The sequence below is a fragment of the Salimicrobium jeotgali genome (assembly GCF_001685435.2).
GTDB lineage: Bacteria > Bacillota > Bacilli > Bacillales > Halobacillaceae > Salimicrobium > Salimicrobium album.
The window spans coordinates 182700-200197 of record NZ_CP011361.2; the positions used below are offsets into that span (position 1 = coordinate 182700).

The following is a 17498-nucleotide window of genomic DNA, read 5'->3' on the forward strand; positions in this document are numbered from 1 at the left end:
TTATACCCTCCCAAAAGCAAGCATACAGAATTGTTGTCCTGTACCTAAAGGAGCATTGATTGTGCAACCAGTATAGACAGGAATATCCTGAAGGGTGGATTGAATATATTCCACCGTTGGTTGTATAGATTCAGAGCCAATCACTGTACAATTGATGACTGGTTTTGTTTTAAACGGTACACTAAAATCAATGGTTGTTTCTTCATTACTGAACGGAACAGTCACAAACTCTGTCCATACGTTACCTCTTCTAATACCTGTATCTGTCTCTTGTTTAAGCATAATATCTGCTATAAGCCTATCAGCAGAAGGAATCATTTCCTCTAATGTAACGGTACGCTGTACACCATTGCCATACGGTACGATAGTGGTTTCTGTGACTACCATTTGAAAACGCACATCTAATTCTTCGTCAATCACAGACGCATACCTCTTCTGGAGGCATGCGTCTTTTTTATAAGGCGGTGCTGCATCTCTTATTATCTGGAAGAGACGTCTTCTGTCAGAGAACCTGCCTGCGGTTTGATAGCGGAAGTGTTTTCCCGGTTGGCAAGAAATTCCGGGCGCGGCTCCGTGCCGCTGAACGGTTCCACGAGTTTATTCTCCACCGAGTTGAATACGAAGAATACGTTACTGCGCGGGTAAGGGGAGATGTTCCCGGCAGAGCCGTGCATCGTATTACAGTCGAAGAAGAGGACAGAGCCTGCAGGCCCGGTGGCGCGGTCAATCTGTCCGCCGGCCTGTTCGGTGAGCCATTCCATACTTTCGTTGTCAGGTACACCGGTCTCCTGTTTCTTCAATGATTGTTTAAAGTTGTCCTCCGGAGTCGTACCCGGGCAGGAGACGTACCACTTCTGTGATCCCGGTATGAGCATAAGCGGTCCGTTGAACTCATAGTTGTCCGTCAAAATGATAGAGCAGCTGAGTGCCCGCATATCCGGCATGCCGTCTTCCATATGCCACGTTTCAAAGTCCGAGTGCCAATAAAACTCTTTACCTTTGAAGCCAGGTTTGAAGTTGATGCGGGATTGCATCATGTACACATCACTACCGAGAATCTGCTGGGCTGCTTTGACGATACGCTCATTTTTCGAAAGCATTTCGAAGAACCCGCTGTCTTTGTGGATTTCGAATACAGAGCGGACTTCGTTGCTGTTCGGCTCCTTGATGACGTCCGGTGCATCACGGTTTTCGTTATTTTCCATCGTTTTACGCAGTTCTTCTTTCATAAGCTTAACTTCGTCAGCAGTGAACAGGTTCTGCAGCATGATGTACCCGTTCTCATCATAGAAGCTTAAATCTTTGTCCTCCAGAGGTCCGTCGTAGTCGGCACCGCCGTGAACGATCGGATCTTTCCGGTCGATAATCTCCTTGTGATCACCCTGCCTGGACGGATATTTATCCATTGCCATACTTCCATTCCTCCTTAAGTGTTTTTACCAGAGAGAAAGTCGTACCGAGCCGCACTTTTGTAATGTAAACCGAAGGGATGCTTTTTTCTTCGGGAGAAAGCCCTTCCATAAAACCTGAGACAGCGAAACCAAAAGCGTAACCCGTTCCTGAATCAGGGGGGCCGGCTTTTGGCTATTAGGTAAACAGAATTTTATTAATTATGCTGTAAGCGCGATTGTACGAAAATTTCCCTCACGGTTATATGTTTCCCTCATTAATGGAGAGGCCACTGTACATCTTCCCATGTATTTGAACAATAAACATTTTTCTGAAAAAAGCCGAAAATTTCCAACTTTTTTCTATGCTTATACGATTTTCTCTGTTTGTTCCACGTGAAACATCAGAATAAATAGGGTCCTACATAAACGGTCATAAACACGACGTGCAGACCGACGAAATAAGTTACACGTGCCGGAAGCCCCCACCATTTATCCATCCCCGAAAATCTGACGATCAGTAAGGACAGAAGCGAGAACAGAAGAATGATTACGAATGGACTGCCGGGAAAATCGAGTATCCCGGGCAGAGCCTCAATGAGCTGCGGTTTGAACAGGTGATGATCGAACAGTAAGGCGACTGTCGTGTAAATGGCTGCCGATACATATAGAATCCATTCTTTCTCTTCGTCGAAAGGGTTGCGGCGTTTCGACATCCAGAACACCATAACCAGCAGGGGAACGGCATACCAGAGAACAGTCAGAAAAATGGTCATAAGCCCGGTCGAAAGCATCGTCAGTGTTTTTCCTGCTGTACGGAGCAGTATATCCCCGGAGAAAGCGGAAGCGGAAAAATCTGCGTGCTCTTTGGAAGCGGCTGTGAACAATGTGTTCTCATCCGCCCCCTCGTCGATCCAGGCGATCATCCCTGCATCGATCACTTCCGGGCGAACAGACAGACGCGGGGTGTTGCTGAGTCTGTCTGCAGTAATACTTTCATTATTTATCTCTCCTTCGAAAACGTTGAAAGCTTCCGTGCTGCTTGTTTTAGTTTCAGTGTACCCCTGGGCTCTGAATAGGAGAAGTGGGCGTCCATTTTTTTCGTAAACGTGGAGGTCTTCGACTTCCTGCAGAGGACTTCCTTCTCTGTTAGGATCCGGAAATGTTACGTCAGTGAGTGAGACGGAACCGTTCTTTTTGTGAGCCAGGAAAAAGTTTTTCTCTCCAGAGGAGGAACGGACAAAAGCCGGGACGGCATTAATAAGCAGAGTGGCAGTTTCCCCCTGGATTAATGGATACGTGTCTTCCATTTTCAGGGAAGAAGACAGCTCGACAGTCAACTGATCCACTTTTTCAACTTCACTCTTCTTTTTGATGTAAATCGAGGAAGTGAGACTGTTATCCTCCCGTTCACTGACGGAAACGACAGTCCCCTGATTCGATTCATAGGCGTGGATGGAAGAGGATTCCGTTACGTTTTCGGCTATGATGGTCGTTTCAAGCGTCCCGCCGTCCACGTAGACGGCTTTTCCCCCTTCCACGTATACTGCACCTTTTTCAGTGGGAAGAAAGATTTCCGAGTCTGCTATCCGTTTTTCCGTGTCGGCGCGGTAGACTCCTCCATCACTGTAATAAATCGTGTATGTATCGCCGATGAAAACGTCAGCCCCTTTCGTGTTCCGGACGGGGACTTTCGTCGTTTCTGTACCATTCAATTTTTCATCGTATGTCTGGATGGTGAGAGCTTCTTCTGTAAAATAAGCGAGACGAATGCCATTTTCCGTTTTTCTGCCGTCCAGCCCGGCGCGGATTTCGGTTTCGCCGAGTTTCGCTTCCCGATGCCAAGAATCGGAAGGGAGGGCAGCGGCCTGCTTATAGTTTTGAAACATTAGGAACATAATACCGATTACAATGACGAGCAGTGGCAGGGTCCAATATTTTTTCACTTTCGTACCTCCTGTATTTCAGCCTACGTCCAAGTATAGAGGAGATTGGATAAGCCTTCCATATTATTTACGAAAAATTCTGTAAAAATTCTAATGAGTATAAACCTCTCTTTTAAGAAGCCTGGAAACTATTGTCATTGATCAATCGGGAAAACTCATATACGATGGATACAAATTATTTCCAGAATCAGAGGTGAAGGTATGCCGAATGAACCACGACTTATTGTGAATACACAGACGGAAAGTCTTCTGCAGGAGTTGAAAACCTCCCTTGAGACGTGCCGCTCCTTTTATTTCAGTGTCGCCTTTCTCAACTTCAGCGGTCTTCAGCTGCTGCTGGAGGCGTTGAAGGAAGCGGAGACAGCAGGTGTGGAAGGGAAGATTCTCACTTCCACTTATCTGAATTTCACCGATCCTGAGGCACTGCGGAAGCTGAGGGAGTTTCCGCTTATAGAATCGAAGGTGTTCGTCACCGATAAGACCGGTTTTCACACGAAAGCCTACATATTTGAATACGATGACTGTTACAAAGTGATCATCGGGTCCTCAAACATCACCCAGCATGCCCTGAAAAGTAACGTGGAATGGAACGTCGAACTTATTTCCAAACAGCATGCCGCGTTCATGGACCGGGTGATCAGCGAATTCAACGATTTGTGGGAACGAAGCCGCAGAGTGGATGATGAGTTTCTGCATGATTATACCGAACTCGTCCGTAACCTGAAAGAGACTGTCACACATCAGTCTCTCGTTTACGAAAAAAGCACATACGTAACGCCGAACAGTATGCAGACTCGGGCTATGGAGAATCTCGACCGGCTCCGGGGTATCGGGGAGAAGAAAGCACTCGTCGTTGCGGCTACCGGTACCGGGAAGACGTATATGTCCGCTTTTGACGTACGCCGGGAACGGCCGAAGCGGCTGTTGTTCGTCGTGCATCGCGAGGAAATTCTGCAGAAGGCGAAGGAGACGTTCGAATATTTCTTACATAACTTTCACGTATCTTTCGGACTGTTGACCGGCACACAGAAAGATTTGGACGCGGACTATCTGTTCGCTAACATCCGCACGCTTCATAACTATTACGAGTCCTTTGATCCCGGGACCTTCGATTACATCATTTACGATGAAGCGCATCACGTCACGGCTCCGACGTACCAGGAAGTCTTCGATTATTTCGATGCCGGCTTTACGCTCGGGATGACGGCGACTCCGGAGCGGGGAGACCAGCAGTCGATTTTTGAACAGTTCGATCAGAACGTGGCACTGGAGGTACGTCTGCATGACGCTCTGGAAGACGATATCATCGTCCCTTTCCACTATTTCGGAATAACGGATATCGATGAAGTGGATCTCCGCGACGTGTCCATCGACGATATCGATGAAATGACGAGACGGCTGAAAGTGAATGAACGCGTCGATTTCATCATCGAAAACATGAAATTTTACGGCTGGGACGGCGAGAAGAGAAAAGGTCTCGGATTCTGTGCCAGCCGGGAGCACGCCACATATATGGCGGAAGAGTTCCGGAAGCGCGGTATTCCGAGCCTTGCCATGGATGGAGAGAATACCGGCGTGGAGCGGCGGGAAGCTATACGTCGTCTGGAATCGGATGAGTCGGAGATCGAGTTTCTGTTTACGGTGGATATTTTCAACGAAGGGGTCGACATCCCTTCTGTAAATACGGTGCTGATGCTCAGGCCTACGAATTCACCGATCGTTTTCATCCAGCAGCTGGGTCGGGGTCTTCGGAAATACGAGGGCAAAGAGTTTCTGACGGTGCTTGATTTTATCGGAAATCACGCAAAGACGTTTCTCATCGCCATCGCTTTGAACGGGCAGCGCTATTACGACAAAGAAAGTCTGAAAGTCGCTATATCCACCGGTTTCGCTCATCTGCCGGGAGCCACCCATATCGAAATGGATGAAATTTCGAAAGAACGGATTCTGACCCAGATTGACCGGGAGTCATTCATGTCGATGACATATCTCCGTGAGCAGTACCAGGAGTTCAAACGCGTCCGGGCCGGAAAGACTCCGCACTGGCTGATGGATTATTATACGTACGAAAACGCTCCGGATCCGGTTTCTTTCATCAGGAAGAAGAATACATACCTGGAATTCGTCGCAGCCACGGAAAAAGACGATCATCTTAAAGAACTGAGCGCAGATGAGACGTTTATCAAAACGCTCAAATGGCTTTCATCGATGCTTCCGCTTAAACGGAGCTATGACTTCGCCCTGCTTCGGGCGCTCGCCCATAAACGATTGATTACAACTGCAGAAGCACATTCGGAAATAGAGAAGTGGGTGGAAGAGGTTCCGGAAGTGAGTGTTGAACACGCCCTCTGTTACGTGAACCAGGAATTTTTCGACTCCGGGATGCGGGAAAGGACGCCGAAACTCGTGTCTTATGATGGGGAGAGGGCCGAGCGTACTTTATTATTCGACAAACTGCTGAACAATCCGGAGTACCGTGCCTATATATTAGACGTACTCGAATACGGACTGTTGAGATACGAACGGGAATTCGGCTCCCGTTATTACGGGACACCTCATTTCAAACTGTATGAACAGTATCAGATGGCGGATGCGGCTCTTCTGTCGAACTACCGTAAGAGTCATTCTGCATTCCGGGGCTCCGGACTGTTACAGAACGGGAATGACTATTTTCTGTTCATCGATCTGCACAAAGAGGCGGATATTAAAGAAAGCATCAACTACAATGATAAATTGATCAGCCGCGCGCAGTTCCAGTGGGAAACTCCGAACAGTACGAGGCAGGACTCCGAACGGGGGAAAAATATTCTTCATAACCGCGAGCGGGGTATCCGGCTGCACTTGTTCGTCCGCAAGTATAAGCAGATTGAAAACGGGTTTACGGAACCGTATATCTATATCGGAGAAGGGGACGCTCTCTCCTGGAGAGGAGAACAGCCGGTGGAAGTGCAGATCGCTTTGCATCACCAGCTGCCGGAACAGCTGTTTACGGAACTTACCGAGAAGGTGTAAGTTCTTCGACTGCCGGAATGTCGGCGGGAGCCCAGACGAGGGAAGGAAGGTGCTCCTGTTTCAGCCATACGAGCTTGGCGTGTTCTTTCGGTTCCGGCTCCCCCTCGAGAAGCCGGGCTTTGATGGCGATCAGTTCAATGACGAACGAATCGTATTCATGCACGTTCCGGTTAAAAACTTCGCCGGCCCGGATGCTGCAGCCGAGTTCTTCCTGGATTTCCCGTTCAAGCGCTTCCTGCAGAGATTCCCCGTTTTCGACTTTTCCGCCGGGGAACTCCCACATATTCGGGATACTCATATCGGGAGAACGGAGTGCACAGAGAATTTCCTCTTTCTCGTTCTCGATAATGGCTGCCACGACTTTAACCTGTTTTTTCATATGTATGTCCTCCTTTTGTATGTAACGTCTCCTGCACAACTTTTTTGTGCAAAGAAATTCGGTTGATGATTGCTGTTTTTTGGTCAAGTTTGCCCATCAGAATCACTCCTTTTCTAAGACTATAAGACCAGTATAACTACCGGGGCGACAAAATAAAAATAAATGACGCATCCTGTTATTCCGCACTCTTTCCGGGAAAATGATATGGTAGGAAGAAAAGGAGGATTTCGTTATGGATAACCGTATAGAACAGCTGTTTGAAGAATGGAGGAACGGTTCCGGGGAAGCACACCGGGCCCTCCTTGAAGAAATGGAAACGGAAGTATCATGGAGTTATGAAGTATGGGACAGACTCGTCGGATTCCTCGATGATGAAGATGCACGCCTGAGGTCGGAAGCCGCTCAGTTCCTGTCCTATCTTGCTGTCAGTGACCCGGAAGACCGGATCATGCGCGATTTCCAAAACGTATGGCAGGTGACAAAAGATGAAGATTCCACTGCAGCGCGCCGTGCTCTGCAGTCGGTATGGCGGATCGCTCTCGGAGGTGCCCGGCAGAAGAACCTTGTGACCGGATCTATGATTGAAAGATTTTATACAGCCGCCGGGGAGAAAAATGGCACACTTCTTCGCGAAGACATTCTAAGAGGACTCGCTGCTCTTTATAAAAGGGATAACGATCCTTATATCGATGAACAGGCGAAAGGGCTGATCGACAACGTGGATGATCCGGAAGAAGCGAAGACGTACTATCACATTTGGAAACAATAAGCCGGGCCATCCCGGTTATATAAAACCTCTCCGTCCATCCGGACTGTGAGCGACTTATCGTTAAACGTTTTCCGGGAAATGGAGTATAATAAGGATAATCAAAAAATATATGCCGGAGGCGGTCCTATGGGGTAACGTCAGAAGTAAGGTGCCGTGGATGCGGATATTCGGGGAATTTTCGCTTCGGTCTTGGCATGTTTCACAGTTCTCTCGCAAGATGCCTCGGTGAATTTCCGTACTGGGAACGGAAGGAACTGGAGGAGCTGCTCGAAGATAAAGAGGTGAACGACTATCAGTTCAGCTTCCAGCTCACCCAGTGTCAGGAGTGTTTATGTTTAAGCAGCCGCCCGACTATCAAATTTCTGTTCGAAGACGGCTCTCATTCCCACAACTACCCCCGCTGTACGAAATGCCGCAGTGAAAATGTACGCATTCTTTCTCTCGACTGGCTGGAAATGGCCCGCTGCCCGTTCTGCCGGGAAAAAAGCCTTGAGAAAGGAATAGGCGGTACGTGGGAGTGAGAGGACCGGGGTACAGAAGACATTGAAGTGTTACGCTTTATAAATAACAGACACCACCAAAATCGAACTCTGAATGTTCGGTTTTAGGGGTGTCTTTTTTTTTGAAATATTACGATTATCGTTCCCTTCAGACTCCCGAATGCCTTCGGAAGGGAACGATAATCATGAATACGTGCCCTTCAGAAGTGTAAAATGGCTCCGATGGGTACGATTAACGTAAAAACGTGACACTGAGACCGCATGAAGGGTCTTCAATGTCACGATTATCCGTTACGTAATGAAAAGTCCGAGAATGAGTGCTACGGTGAGCCCGACCAGACCGATCAGCGTTTCCATGACGGTCCACGTCTTCAGGGTGTCCTTAACGTCAAGACCGAAGAAGCGGTTCACGAGCCAGAAACCCGAGTCGTTTACGTGAGAGAGCACCGTAGCTCCTGCGGCAATCGAAATGACGATCAGGCCGAGAGCGGCACCTTCGAGACCGGCTACATCGATGACCGGAGATATAAGCCCGGCTGCCGTAACCATGGACACGGTTGCAGAGCCCTGGGCCACGCGGACGATGGCAGCGATAAGGAAGGCGAGAAGGATCGGCGGCAGCGGGGATCCTGCCATCATTTCCCCGAGCACATCGCCGACTCCGGACTGGATGAGCATTTCCTTGAATACGCCCCCGGCCCCGGTGACAAGAATGATGATTCCTGCAGGTTCAAGCGCTTTCGTAGCGATGTCCTGCACTTCCTGACGGGAGTAGCCTCTTTTCGTTCCAAGAATCCGGAATGTAAGCAGCGTGGCGATCGTCAGTGCCACAATCGGGTTACCGATGAAAGTGGTAATGGAACGTACAGTGCTTCCTTCCGGGAAAATGATGGTGGAGGCCGTATTAATAAGTATCAGAACGAGAGGCACAAGAATAATGGAAGTAATCATCCAGAAACTTGGCAGATCTTTTTCGTATTCTTTTTCTTCGAAATCCATGTAGTCCGGTACGGCGATGTCGATGCGTTTAGCAATGTAGCGGCCGAACAGCGGTCCTGCGATGATCATCGACGGAATACCGGCGAGTACACCGAAGAAGATGACCCAGCCGAGATCCGCTCCGATAAGGTCTGCGACAGCAATAGGTCCCGGAGTCGGCGGTATGTAACTGTGCGTGACGGCGAGTCCTGCAAGAAGCGGAATGCCGTAGTACAAGAGCGACTTGCCGGATTTCTTCGCAAGTCCGTATACAATAGGAACGAGGATGATGAATCCTACGTCGAAAAAGACGGGAATAGCGACGAGGAAACCGGCGATGCCGAGAGCCCACTGGGATTTATCCTCCCCGAATCGTCCGAGCAGGGACTGGGCGAGACGTTCCACTCCGCCCGAGACTTCGAGCATTTTTCCGAACATGGCTCCAAGCCCGACGACGATGGCGACGAACCCGAGAGTGCCGCCCATCCCCTCTTCTACAGTAGTGATGACTTCTCCGAGAGGCATTCCGGCAGCTATACCGACGAGAAGGCTGACGATCATAAGGGAAACGAACGCGTGCAGTTTCGTCCGGATCACGAGAAATAGCAGGCCGAAAATTCCCGCTACGGCGATAAGAATAAGCATGGTGGATGACATTGCTGGTACCTCCTAATGTTTCTGTATTTTCATACCGCTTATAGTACATGAAAAATTTTTTCTTTGCAATCGTTTACAGAAAAATATTTTTCCTTTTGTAAACGGTAACAAAAATATTTTCTTTTTCCCGTTCTTCGTATTAAGATGAACTTACTGTAAAGGAAGGGGAGAGACGTTTATGGCAGCCAGGGAAAAGAGGCACTGTCTCCTGCGTATCCGCTCGGAGTATCCTCAGTTTACACAGACAGAGCGGCGTGTAGCGGACTATATACTGGAGAAGCCGGAACGGATTGTAAAAGGGACGATCAACGAAGCGGCTGATGACATCGGCATCGCCGTGTCCACCGTCTTCCGCTTTTGCAAAACAATGGGGTTCAAAGGTTATCAGGATATGAAAATCGAGCTTGCTTCGGAACTGGTCGGTGCGGACAAAGAGGAGCTGGAAGACATAACCCGTACGGATGACGAAGCCAAGGTCACGGAGAAAGTTTTCCGATCCAACATACGCACGATGGAAGAGACGCTCGAAGTGCTGGACACTTCCGAAGTGGCGAAAGCGGTGAAAATGCTGCGCCAGGCGGACAGGGTGGAGTTTTTCGGGTGCGGCGGTTCGAATATCATCGCCCAGGATGCCTGCCACAAGCTGCTGCGAACCGGTCTTTCCGTGTTCAGCCAGGCAGATAACCATATGCAGCTCATGTCCGCCTCCCAATTGAAAAATAAGGACGTCGCCGTTCTCATCTCCCATTCGGGAACGACGAAGGACGTGCTCGACGTTTTCCACATTTTGAAAAGCGGCAGTGTACCTGTCATCGCTATTACCAATCTCGCAAAATCCCCGCTCCGGGAACGCTCCGATGTCGTGCTGACGACCGTCGCGGAGGAAGCCGACTATCGCCCGCAGATCCTCTCATCCGCTATGTCACAGATGAGCGTCATCGATGCGTTATACGTGAATCTTCTCGTTTCCGGAAAGGAAGAAAGCACATCGGCCTGGGAAAAAATCACCAGTGCTCTGTCCGGGAAAAGAATGTAGAAGTTCAAATCTTGAAATGAAGATATTCTTTTGTATATAATGGACGAAGTATGTGTCAGAGGAGGAAACAGTATGAACGCAAGTGAAATGAAACAGTATCGGAAGGCCAATTATGAAATCGACGAAGCGTTTCTCGAACGCTGGTCCCCGAGATCGTTCCAGGAGAAGGAAATAGCCGAAGAGGATCTTATGAGCGTGTTTGAAGCGGCGCGATGGGCTCCATCTGCCATGAATATGCAGCCGTGGCGTTTTATTATAGCGAGAACGGAGGAGGACCGTGAGCGGTTCCATTCTTTCGTCATGGACGGAAACCGTAAATGGTGCGAGAAGGCACCGGTGCTCGCTCTTATCATTTCCGATAAAGAAGACGCCACTCACGCTTTCGATACCGGGGCAGCCTGGGGATTCCTTTCCCTGCAGGCCCGCAGGAACGGTCTCATCACTCACGCTATGGGCGGTTTTTATAAAGATCAGGCCCGTGAAACTCTCGGTATTCCGGAAGAGTACGAGATTCAGGCACTCGTCGCTATCGGTTATCAGGATGAAAAAGAAAAACTGGAAGAAGAGATGCAGAAGCGGGAACAGCCGTCCCCGCGCCGCCCGGTTGAAGAATCCATTATGGAAGGTTCGTTCCGTGCGTAAGCTGCTTTTCAATCATCGGTCCCATATTTTGGGCCGGTGATTTTTTTGTGGATGTTTTCGTTACCTTCAGAAGCTGAACCGGGATGCGAACGGCACGTTTCTGCATTTTCCGTTACTTTCAGAAGACAGAAAGTGACTTGAAGGGCACGAAAACCGGTGAATCGTGACAGTCGGCCGCTTTTTCTGAAGGGGAAGGGAACGCAAAATACCGTAAGGACTTCTGCTTCGATAGCCGTGCACGAAGCATACTTTCCGAAGTTTACTCGGGGGTGCCTGTGGGAAGAACCTCAGTAGTATAAAACAGGGAGAGGAGAAATATTATGACAGCAAACACGATAGGGTTCGCCCTGCTCGTCATGGGGCTATTTTTGCTGGTCGGGAAGCTGATCAGAGTGAGCGTACCTCTGTTTCAGTCCCTTTTTCTTCCGAGTTCGATTCTTGGGGGTTTCGCAGCACTTCTGCTTGGACCTCAGGTGCTCGGGAATCTATTGGCGCCGCTGACCGGATCAGATTCATTCTGGGCAACAGGGCTTTTTACGGAAACTATTACGGATGTATGGGCAGCACTGCCCGGGCTGATGATCAACGTCATCTTCGCTTCCCTTTTCATCGGGAAGAAAACGCCTTCCCTCAAAATGATCTGGGACTACGGAGGACCTCAGCTATCGTTCGGCTGGATGGTCGGATGGGGACAATATGTCGTCGGTCTGCTCATCGCTCTTTTAATACTTACTCCGATCTTCGGCATTCCTCCGATGGCCGGTGCTCTTATAGAAATCGGTTTTGAAGGCGGGCACGGTACGGCTGCCGGGATGCAGAGCACGTTTGAACAGCTCGGGTTCCCCGAGGCGTATGACCTGGCAGTGGGACTTGCCACTGTCGGTATCCTCTCCGGTGTCATCATCGGTATCATTCTTATCAACGTAGCTGCCAGAAAACGGCAGACAGCGCTTGATATGGACGAAAAAGCTTTTTCCGATATACAGAAACTCGGAATCCGCGAATTCGAAAACAGGGAGGCAGCCGGGAAGATGACGCTGCGCTCCGAATCGATCGAACCGCTCTCCTTTCACGTAGCTATGATCAGTATCGCGATACTGATCGGGTACGGACTACAGCAGGGTCTGATCGGCCTTGAGGCCGTTACGTGGGGAGCTTGGACGGACACATACATTATGACTTATATTCCTCTGTTCCCGCTCGCTATGATCGGAGGTATTATTCTGCAGCTGTTCCTGGACCGCTACGATCGGTTTAATCTCGTGGACAGGCAGATGGTCATGAGAGTCCAGGGATTGTCGCTTGATATCCTGATAATGACGGCGATTGCGACGATTTCCCTCGCCGTTATCGGTGAATATTTCGTTCCGTTCCTGCTTCTCGCTGTAGGAGGTATCGGCTGGAACGTTCTCGCTTTCCAGATATTTGCGAAGAAAATGATTCCTACGTACTGGTTTGAACGTGCCATCGGTGACTTCGGACAGTCCATGGGGATCACCGCTACGGGTCTCCTTCTCATGAGAATTGTGGACCCGAACGTGGAGACGCCTGCGCTGGAAGCGTTCGGCTACAAACAGCTCATATACGAACCGTTTCTCGGGGGAGGACTAGTGACCGCCCTTTCCGTGCCGGTAATCTACTCTCTCGGACCGGTTCCATTCTTCATCTTCTCCCTGGTGATGGCCGTGATCGGCTGGGCTGTCGGAATTTTCTATTTCGGAAAACAGCGTACGGAATCCGGTTAACTGAAGGTAAACGTCTCTTTTTGCCGTCTCGGGCAGAGGGAGGCGTTTTTTTACATAAGTGTAAAGCCGTTGAGTCCTGTCCGGAAAACGGTTACAATATTCGGTAAGTTATCAGGAAGGAAGGGAATATATTTGAAAAAAATCGGATTCATCGGCACCGGGGTCATGGGACGGCATATGGTCAGAAATCTTATGAAACATGGATATGCGGTATCTCTTTACACGAGAACGAAGCGGAAAGCGGAAGAACTTCTCGCGGAAGGGGCGGAATGGAAAGAGACGATATCGGAGCTTGCCAGGGAGGCAGACGTTGTCATTACCATCGTCGGATTTCCGGAAGATGTAGAGGAAGTATATTTTAAGGAAGACGGTATTCTAAACAATGCTTCCGGCGGGACGGTTTTCATCGACATGACCACTTCTTCCCCGGAGCTGGCGGTGAAAATTGCCGAAGCCGCACAGAGAAACGGACAGGCGGCACTGGATGCTCCGGTTTCCGGAAGTGATGTATTTGCGGAAGCGGGCAAACTGACGATCATGACAGGAGGCGAGCCCTCTTCTTTCGAAAAAGTACGCCCGGTACTGGAGGCGATGGGGGAGAATGTCGTGCTGCAGGGTCCACCGGGTGCGGGACAGCATACGAAGATGAGTAACCAGATTGCCATCGCGTCGACGATGATGGGCGTCGTCGAAGCCATTACATACGCGGAGAAAGCCGGTCTGGATCCCGCCGTCGTCATGAGCAGCATCGAACACGGGGCAGCGGGAAGCTTTTCTTTATCAAAACTGGGCAAAAAAATGATCGGGAATGATTTTGAACCGGGTTTCTATGTAAAACATTTCGTTAAAGATATGGGGATCGCGCTTGCGTCTGCAGAAAGGATGGAGCTTCCGGTCCCGGGGCTGCGTCTTGCGAAAGAAATGTATGAAGAACTCATGGAGAACGGTGGGGAGAATGAGGGAACACAGGCCCTGTACAAATACTACAAATGGAAAGCGGAAGGTAACGTATAGCGTTTATAAAAAGAGCGGACGTACGGGCATATAGCCCTGCATCGTCCGCTCTTTTCGGATTTATTCGGAAACCCGGTTTTCATAAGAGTGTTTAAGAATCGCCATCATGTAGGCATCACGGTATTCTCCGTTGATGAAATAGTGTTCTTTCATTTCTCCCTCGATTTCGAAGCCGATTTTCTTATAAATATGCACAGCTTTTTCGTTTTCCGTCGCTACGATAAGATGAATTTTATGGAGGTTGAGGGTACGGAAAGCGTAATCCACCATCATCTTCGTAACTTCCCCCGCGTGACCGTTCCCCTGATGCACGGGATCGATCATAATGCCGAATTCGGTATTCCGGTGCACCGGTTCAATATCATACAGTCCGGTCAGACCGATGCTCATTTCATCTTTGCAGATGACGAAAAGGCGGTGTTTACCGGGCTCTTTTCTCTCTTCAAAACCGGTAGTGATCCGGTCTTTCGGGAAGTGGGCTTCCGTGAACCAGAAATCCATAATCTCTTTTTTGTTATATAGTTTGTGCATGAAAGGCACGTCGTCTTTCTCAAGTGGCCGCAGCCAAATATGGTCTTCCATATGTATCTCCTCCTCGTTCTATCGTAGCAGACCTTTTCGTAATTCGAAACGTATAAGCTTTGAAACGTGAGTAAATAGGAGGAAATATGCACAAAAATGTTTCAAGATATAAGGGATAAGGAAAGGTATACGTAACATGACAAAGCAAGGAGTGAAAAATATGCTTCGAACTATTTTAATGATCATTGGTCTCATCGTAGTCATCAGCTTTATTCTTAGTATGCTATAATATAATAATTATATTTACTAATAAGGGCCCGGCCTTCTGTGAAAGCAGAGGACCGGGCCTTTTTCCTGTTTTACGATAAAGGTATAAGATTCAGACAAGCGGTTTCGGGTCCGCGCAGGAAGCGGAAAAATGAGTGCTTATTTCCTCGATATCATCGTGAGGAATCAGAGTACCTTTGTAGTGCTGCGGCTCGTTGATGCCCGTAAGCAGAATAGTGTCTCCCGGGGAGGACTGTCCGATACAGGCAGCAATAGCTTCTTTCCGGCTCATCGCCGTTGTTACTCTGTCCTCTGAAATATCCGGGGGGAGGGCTTCCTGCATCGCACGGATGACTACCGACGGTTCCACATATCCAACCTGCTCTGCTCCAAGCACCACAGAATCGACATCAGGGGTGAGCGTTTTGGCCATTTTTTTGACTTTATCGATTCCGCGGAGACCGATGCCGTTCACCATCGCAATCAGCTTCCCATCCGCAAGCGTACGCGCGGCCCCGAGAGATTTCTCCAGGGCCGCCGGGGTGTGGGCAAAATCCAGGATGAAGCGGCGCTCGCACACCGTAAGAAGCTGGAACCTGTTTCGGAGCGGCGGGAGTTTCGCAGCTTCCTCAACGATGGCCCGGACCGGGATTCCTTTGTCATACAGAACCGCAAAAGCGCTCAATAAATTGTATATGTTGTGCTCTCCGATAAAAGGTGTGTAGACGTCAAAACGTTCCCCGTCGGCGTGCAACACGAACCTTGATCCGTTCTCGTCGTAGGTGATCCGTTCTCCGTAGAAATCCGCCGCGGCATCGAGAAGACTGAATGTCCGTACCGGTTTTCCGAAATCTTTCAAAGACCGGAAGACAGGGGAGTCCAGAGAGAAAACGAGAGTACGGGCGGCCTCGGCAAGCTTCATTTTCGAGTTTAAGTAATGTTCGATTGTCTCATGATAATCCATATGGTCCCTGCTGAAATTCGTAAACACCCCCGTGTCCACGGGGATGAATGTCGTCCTTTCCTGATCCAGGGCGATAGATGTGGCCTCATATACCATGGTCTGGTAGGATTCGCTGTGGAAATGGCTGATGATGCGGGCGAGCTCAGGGGCTTCGGGTGTCGTCGGCGTCGTTTTATTGTAATCCATGGGTTGCAGATCACTGGTCATTACACCTTCCGTACCGACAGATCCTGTCTTGAAACCGAATCTGTTCAAAAGGGTGGAAATCATATAGGTTACTGTCGTTTTCCCGTTCGTGCCCGTCACTCCGAAGAATTCCATCTCGTCGAAGACGCTGTTATAGACGGTCCGGAGAAGGAGGGTGATGACGGGGGGGAGGTCGGATACGATGATGAACGTAACGTCCGGATGGCGCTCGCGCTCCCCGAGAAGAGACGGGTCCGTTCCAATAACGCAGATTCCTCCGTTAGCGACAGCTTCGTCGACATAATCCAGGCCGCTGCGCTTACCGGATTTGCAGAAGAAGACGCCCTGTTCGTTCGGAACTGCGGAATGAAGGGTGAACTGGCGGACCGGAAGAGTGAGCGGTCCGTAAGAATTTATGTAATAGGAATGAAGAAGTTCTGTGAGGTTAATCATAAGGGATGCCCTTTCTGTCTGGAAGAGTTAATAACTTTTAATTACCCGTAAGGCCGGGCGTTGAAACGGGTAAATGTGGTATGTTGAAAGAAGATATAATGATTTTGGAAAGGAAAGGATAGTATGGGAGTGTTTGTGGAAGTGGTCCTGCCCGTCATCGCAGTATTTCTGGCAGGATATATCATTCAGAAGGCAGGGCGTCTGGACATACGTTCCGTTTCGACAGTAGGCATGTACATTATGCTTCCCTGTCTTGTATTTGAAACGTTTTATACGGCAGACCTGAACCGGGACTATATTATGATGCTGGTGTTCGCCCTGCTTCTGTTATTCATTATGCTGATCATAAACAAAATCTACGCCTGGATAAAAGGATACAGTACTTCGACAGAAAGTGCACTCATTCTCTCTACGGCTTTCATGAATTCCGGGAATTACGGGTCGCCGATTATCCTTTTTGTGTTCGGAGAAGAGGGATTCATTTATGCAGTTTCCCTGATGGTACTGCACTCGATCATTATGAATTTCTTCGGTGTTTACTATGCAGCAAAAGGGCGGGCCGGCTTGAAGATGGCAGGACTGTCTGTATTGAAAATGCCTCCGACCTACGCCGTGCTGCTCGCATTAGTGATGAAGTGCGGCGGGGTTTCTGTCGGAGGAAGCGTGATGGGAGCGATAGAGCTCGTCGCTGCAGCCACCGTTCCGACGATTATGATCGTGCTCGGCATGCAGCTGGCTGAAATAAGCGTTACGTCCCTGGACTGGAAGAAGGTGTCGTATGCCTCTGTCCTGCGACTTGTAGCATCTCCGGTGATAGCGTTCGCTCTGGTGGCGCTTCTTCCCATGAGTAAACTGATGGCCAGTGTACTGATTGTACAGGCAGCTATGCCGTCGGCGGCCACCACCACTATCTACGCCGTTCAGTTTGACGCAAAACCGGAACTGGTTTCCGGAATTACACTCGTGACTACGCTGCTCAGTATCATAACAATTCCTGCGCTCCTGATGTTTTATATATAAGTTTCTGTTTGTGAAAAAAA

General features: G+C 49.3%; 15 protein-coding genes. 8 read left to right on the forward strand and 7 right to left on the reverse strand.

The features are described 5' to 3' along the window. The 3 genes from AAV35_RS00945 to AAV35_RS00955 all read right to left on the reverse strand — a co-directional run bounded on the left by AAV35_RS00945 (position 1) and on the right by AAV35_RS00955 (position 3334). Positions 1-420, reverse strand: coding sequence for a hypothetical protein (locus AAV35_RS00945; protein WP_008588959.1), 420 nt, complete (start codon positions 418-420; stop codon positions 1-3). A 59-nt stretch (positions 421-479) separates the two neighbouring features. Continuing rightward, entirely contained in the window at positions 480-1412 is a 933-nt protein-coding gene (gene thpD / locus AAV35_RS00950; protein ID WP_008588962.1) for an ectoine hydroxylase, read from the reverse strand. A gap of 380 nt (positions 1413-1792) precedes the next feature. Then, a complete protein-coding gene (locus AAV35_RS00955) occupies positions 1793-3334 on the reverse strand; it encodes a hypothetical protein (RefSeq protein WP_008588964.1) in 1542 nt (513 codons plus the stop codon). Between the two features lie 201 nt (positions 3335-3535). Here AAV35_RS00955 and AAV35_RS00960 point away from each other — a divergent pair, with 201 nt between their 5' ends. Next, a complete protein-coding gene (locus AAV35_RS00960; protein ID WP_008588966.1) occupies positions 3536-6346 on the forward strand; it encodes a DEAD/DEAH box helicase in 2811 nt (936 codons plus the stop codon). On the opposite strand, the gene AAV35_RS00965 is transcribed toward AAV35_RS00960, so the two are convergent. Next, positions 6330-6725 (reverse strand): (deoxy)nucleoside triphosphate pyrophosphohydrolase, encoded by a 396-nt coding sequence (locus AAV35_RS00965; RefSeq protein ID WP_008588968.1) that lies wholly within the window; start codon positions 6723-6725, stop codon positions 6330-6332. The genes AAV35_RS00960 and AAV35_RS00965 overlap by 17 nt on opposite strands. 232 nt (positions 6726-6957) lie before the next feature. Between AAV35_RS00965 and AAV35_RS00970 the strand changes: the two genes are divergently transcribed. Both AAV35_RS00970 and AAV35_RS00975 read left to right on the forward strand, forming a co-directional pair. Continuing rightward, on the forward strand, positions 6958-7494 hold the full coding sequence (locus tag AAV35_RS00970; protein ID WP_008588971.1) for a hypothetical protein: 537 nt from the start codon (positions 6958-6960) through the stop codon (positions 7492-7494). 194 nt (positions 7495-7688) lie between these two features. Then, positions 7689-8015: a hypothetical protein gene (locus AAV35_RS00975; RefSeq protein WP_008588973.1), complete on the forward strand. Its 327-nt coding sequence runs from the start codon at positions 7689-7691 to the stop codon at positions 8013-8015. Between the two features lie 270 nt (positions 8016-8285). On the opposite strand, the gene AAV35_RS00980 is transcribed toward AAV35_RS00975, so the two are convergent. Beyond that, positions 8286-9629 carry a GntP family permease gene (locus AAV35_RS00980; RefSeq protein ID WP_008588975.1) on the reverse strand — a complete coding sequence of 448 codons (1344 nt, stop codon included), beginning with the start codon at positions 9627-9629 and terminating at the stop codon, positions 8286-8288. Between the two features lie 178 nt (positions 9630-9807). On the opposite strand from AAV35_RS00980, the gene AAV35_RS00985 reads away from it, so the two are divergent. The 4 genes from AAV35_RS00985 (at position 9808) to AAV35_RS01000 (ending at position 14066) form a co-directional block, all read left to right on the forward strand. Next, positions 9808-10665: a MurR/RpiR family transcriptional regulator gene (locus AAV35_RS00985; RefSeq protein WP_008588977.1), complete on the forward strand. Its 858-nt coding sequence runs from the start codon at positions 9808-9810 to the stop codon at positions 10663-10665. Positions 10666-10737: 72 nt separating this feature from the next. Continuing rightward, a complete protein-coding gene (locus AAV35_RS00990) occupies positions 10738-11307 on the forward strand; it encodes a nitroreductase family protein (RefSeq protein WP_008588979.1) in 570 nt (189 codons plus the stop codon). A 320-nt stretch (positions 11308-11627) separates the two neighbouring features. Then, a complete protein-coding gene (locus AAV35_RS00995) occupies positions 11628-13052 on the forward strand; it encodes a sodium/glutamate symporter (RefSeq protein WP_008588981.1) in 1425 nt (474 codons plus the stop codon). 132 nt (positions 13053-13184) lie between these two features. Next, positions 13185-14066 carry an NAD(P)-dependent oxidoreductase gene (locus AAV35_RS01000; protein ID WP_008588983.1) on the forward strand — a complete coding sequence of 294 codons (882 nt, stop codon included), beginning with the start codon at positions 13185-13187 and terminating at the stop codon, positions 14064-14066. Between the two features lie 60 nt (positions 14067-14126). Here AAV35_RS01000 and AAV35_RS01005 read toward each other — a convergent pair whose 3' ends face one another. Then, the gene (locus AAV35_RS01005) at positions 14127-14648 is read right to left on the reverse strand and encodes a GNAT family N-acetyltransferase (RefSeq protein WP_008588986.1); all 522 of its coding nucleotides are present in this window, start codon (positions 14646-14648) and stop codon (positions 14127-14129) included. Positions 14649-14967: 319 nt separating this feature from the next. Further along, the gene (locus AAV35_RS01010; RefSeq protein WP_008588988.1) at positions 14968-16458 is read right to left on the reverse strand and encodes a Mur ligase family protein; all 1491 of its coding nucleotides are present in this window, start codon (positions 16456-16458) and stop codon (positions 14968-14970) included. A 123-nt stretch (positions 16459-16581) separates the two neighbouring features. Between AAV35_RS01010 and AAV35_RS01015 the strand changes: the two genes are divergently transcribed. Further along, entirely contained in the window at positions 16582-17478 is an 897-nt protein-coding gene (locus AAV35_RS01015) for an AEC family transporter (protein ID WP_008588990.1), read from the forward strand. Positions 17479-17498 lie beyond the last annotated feature (20 nt).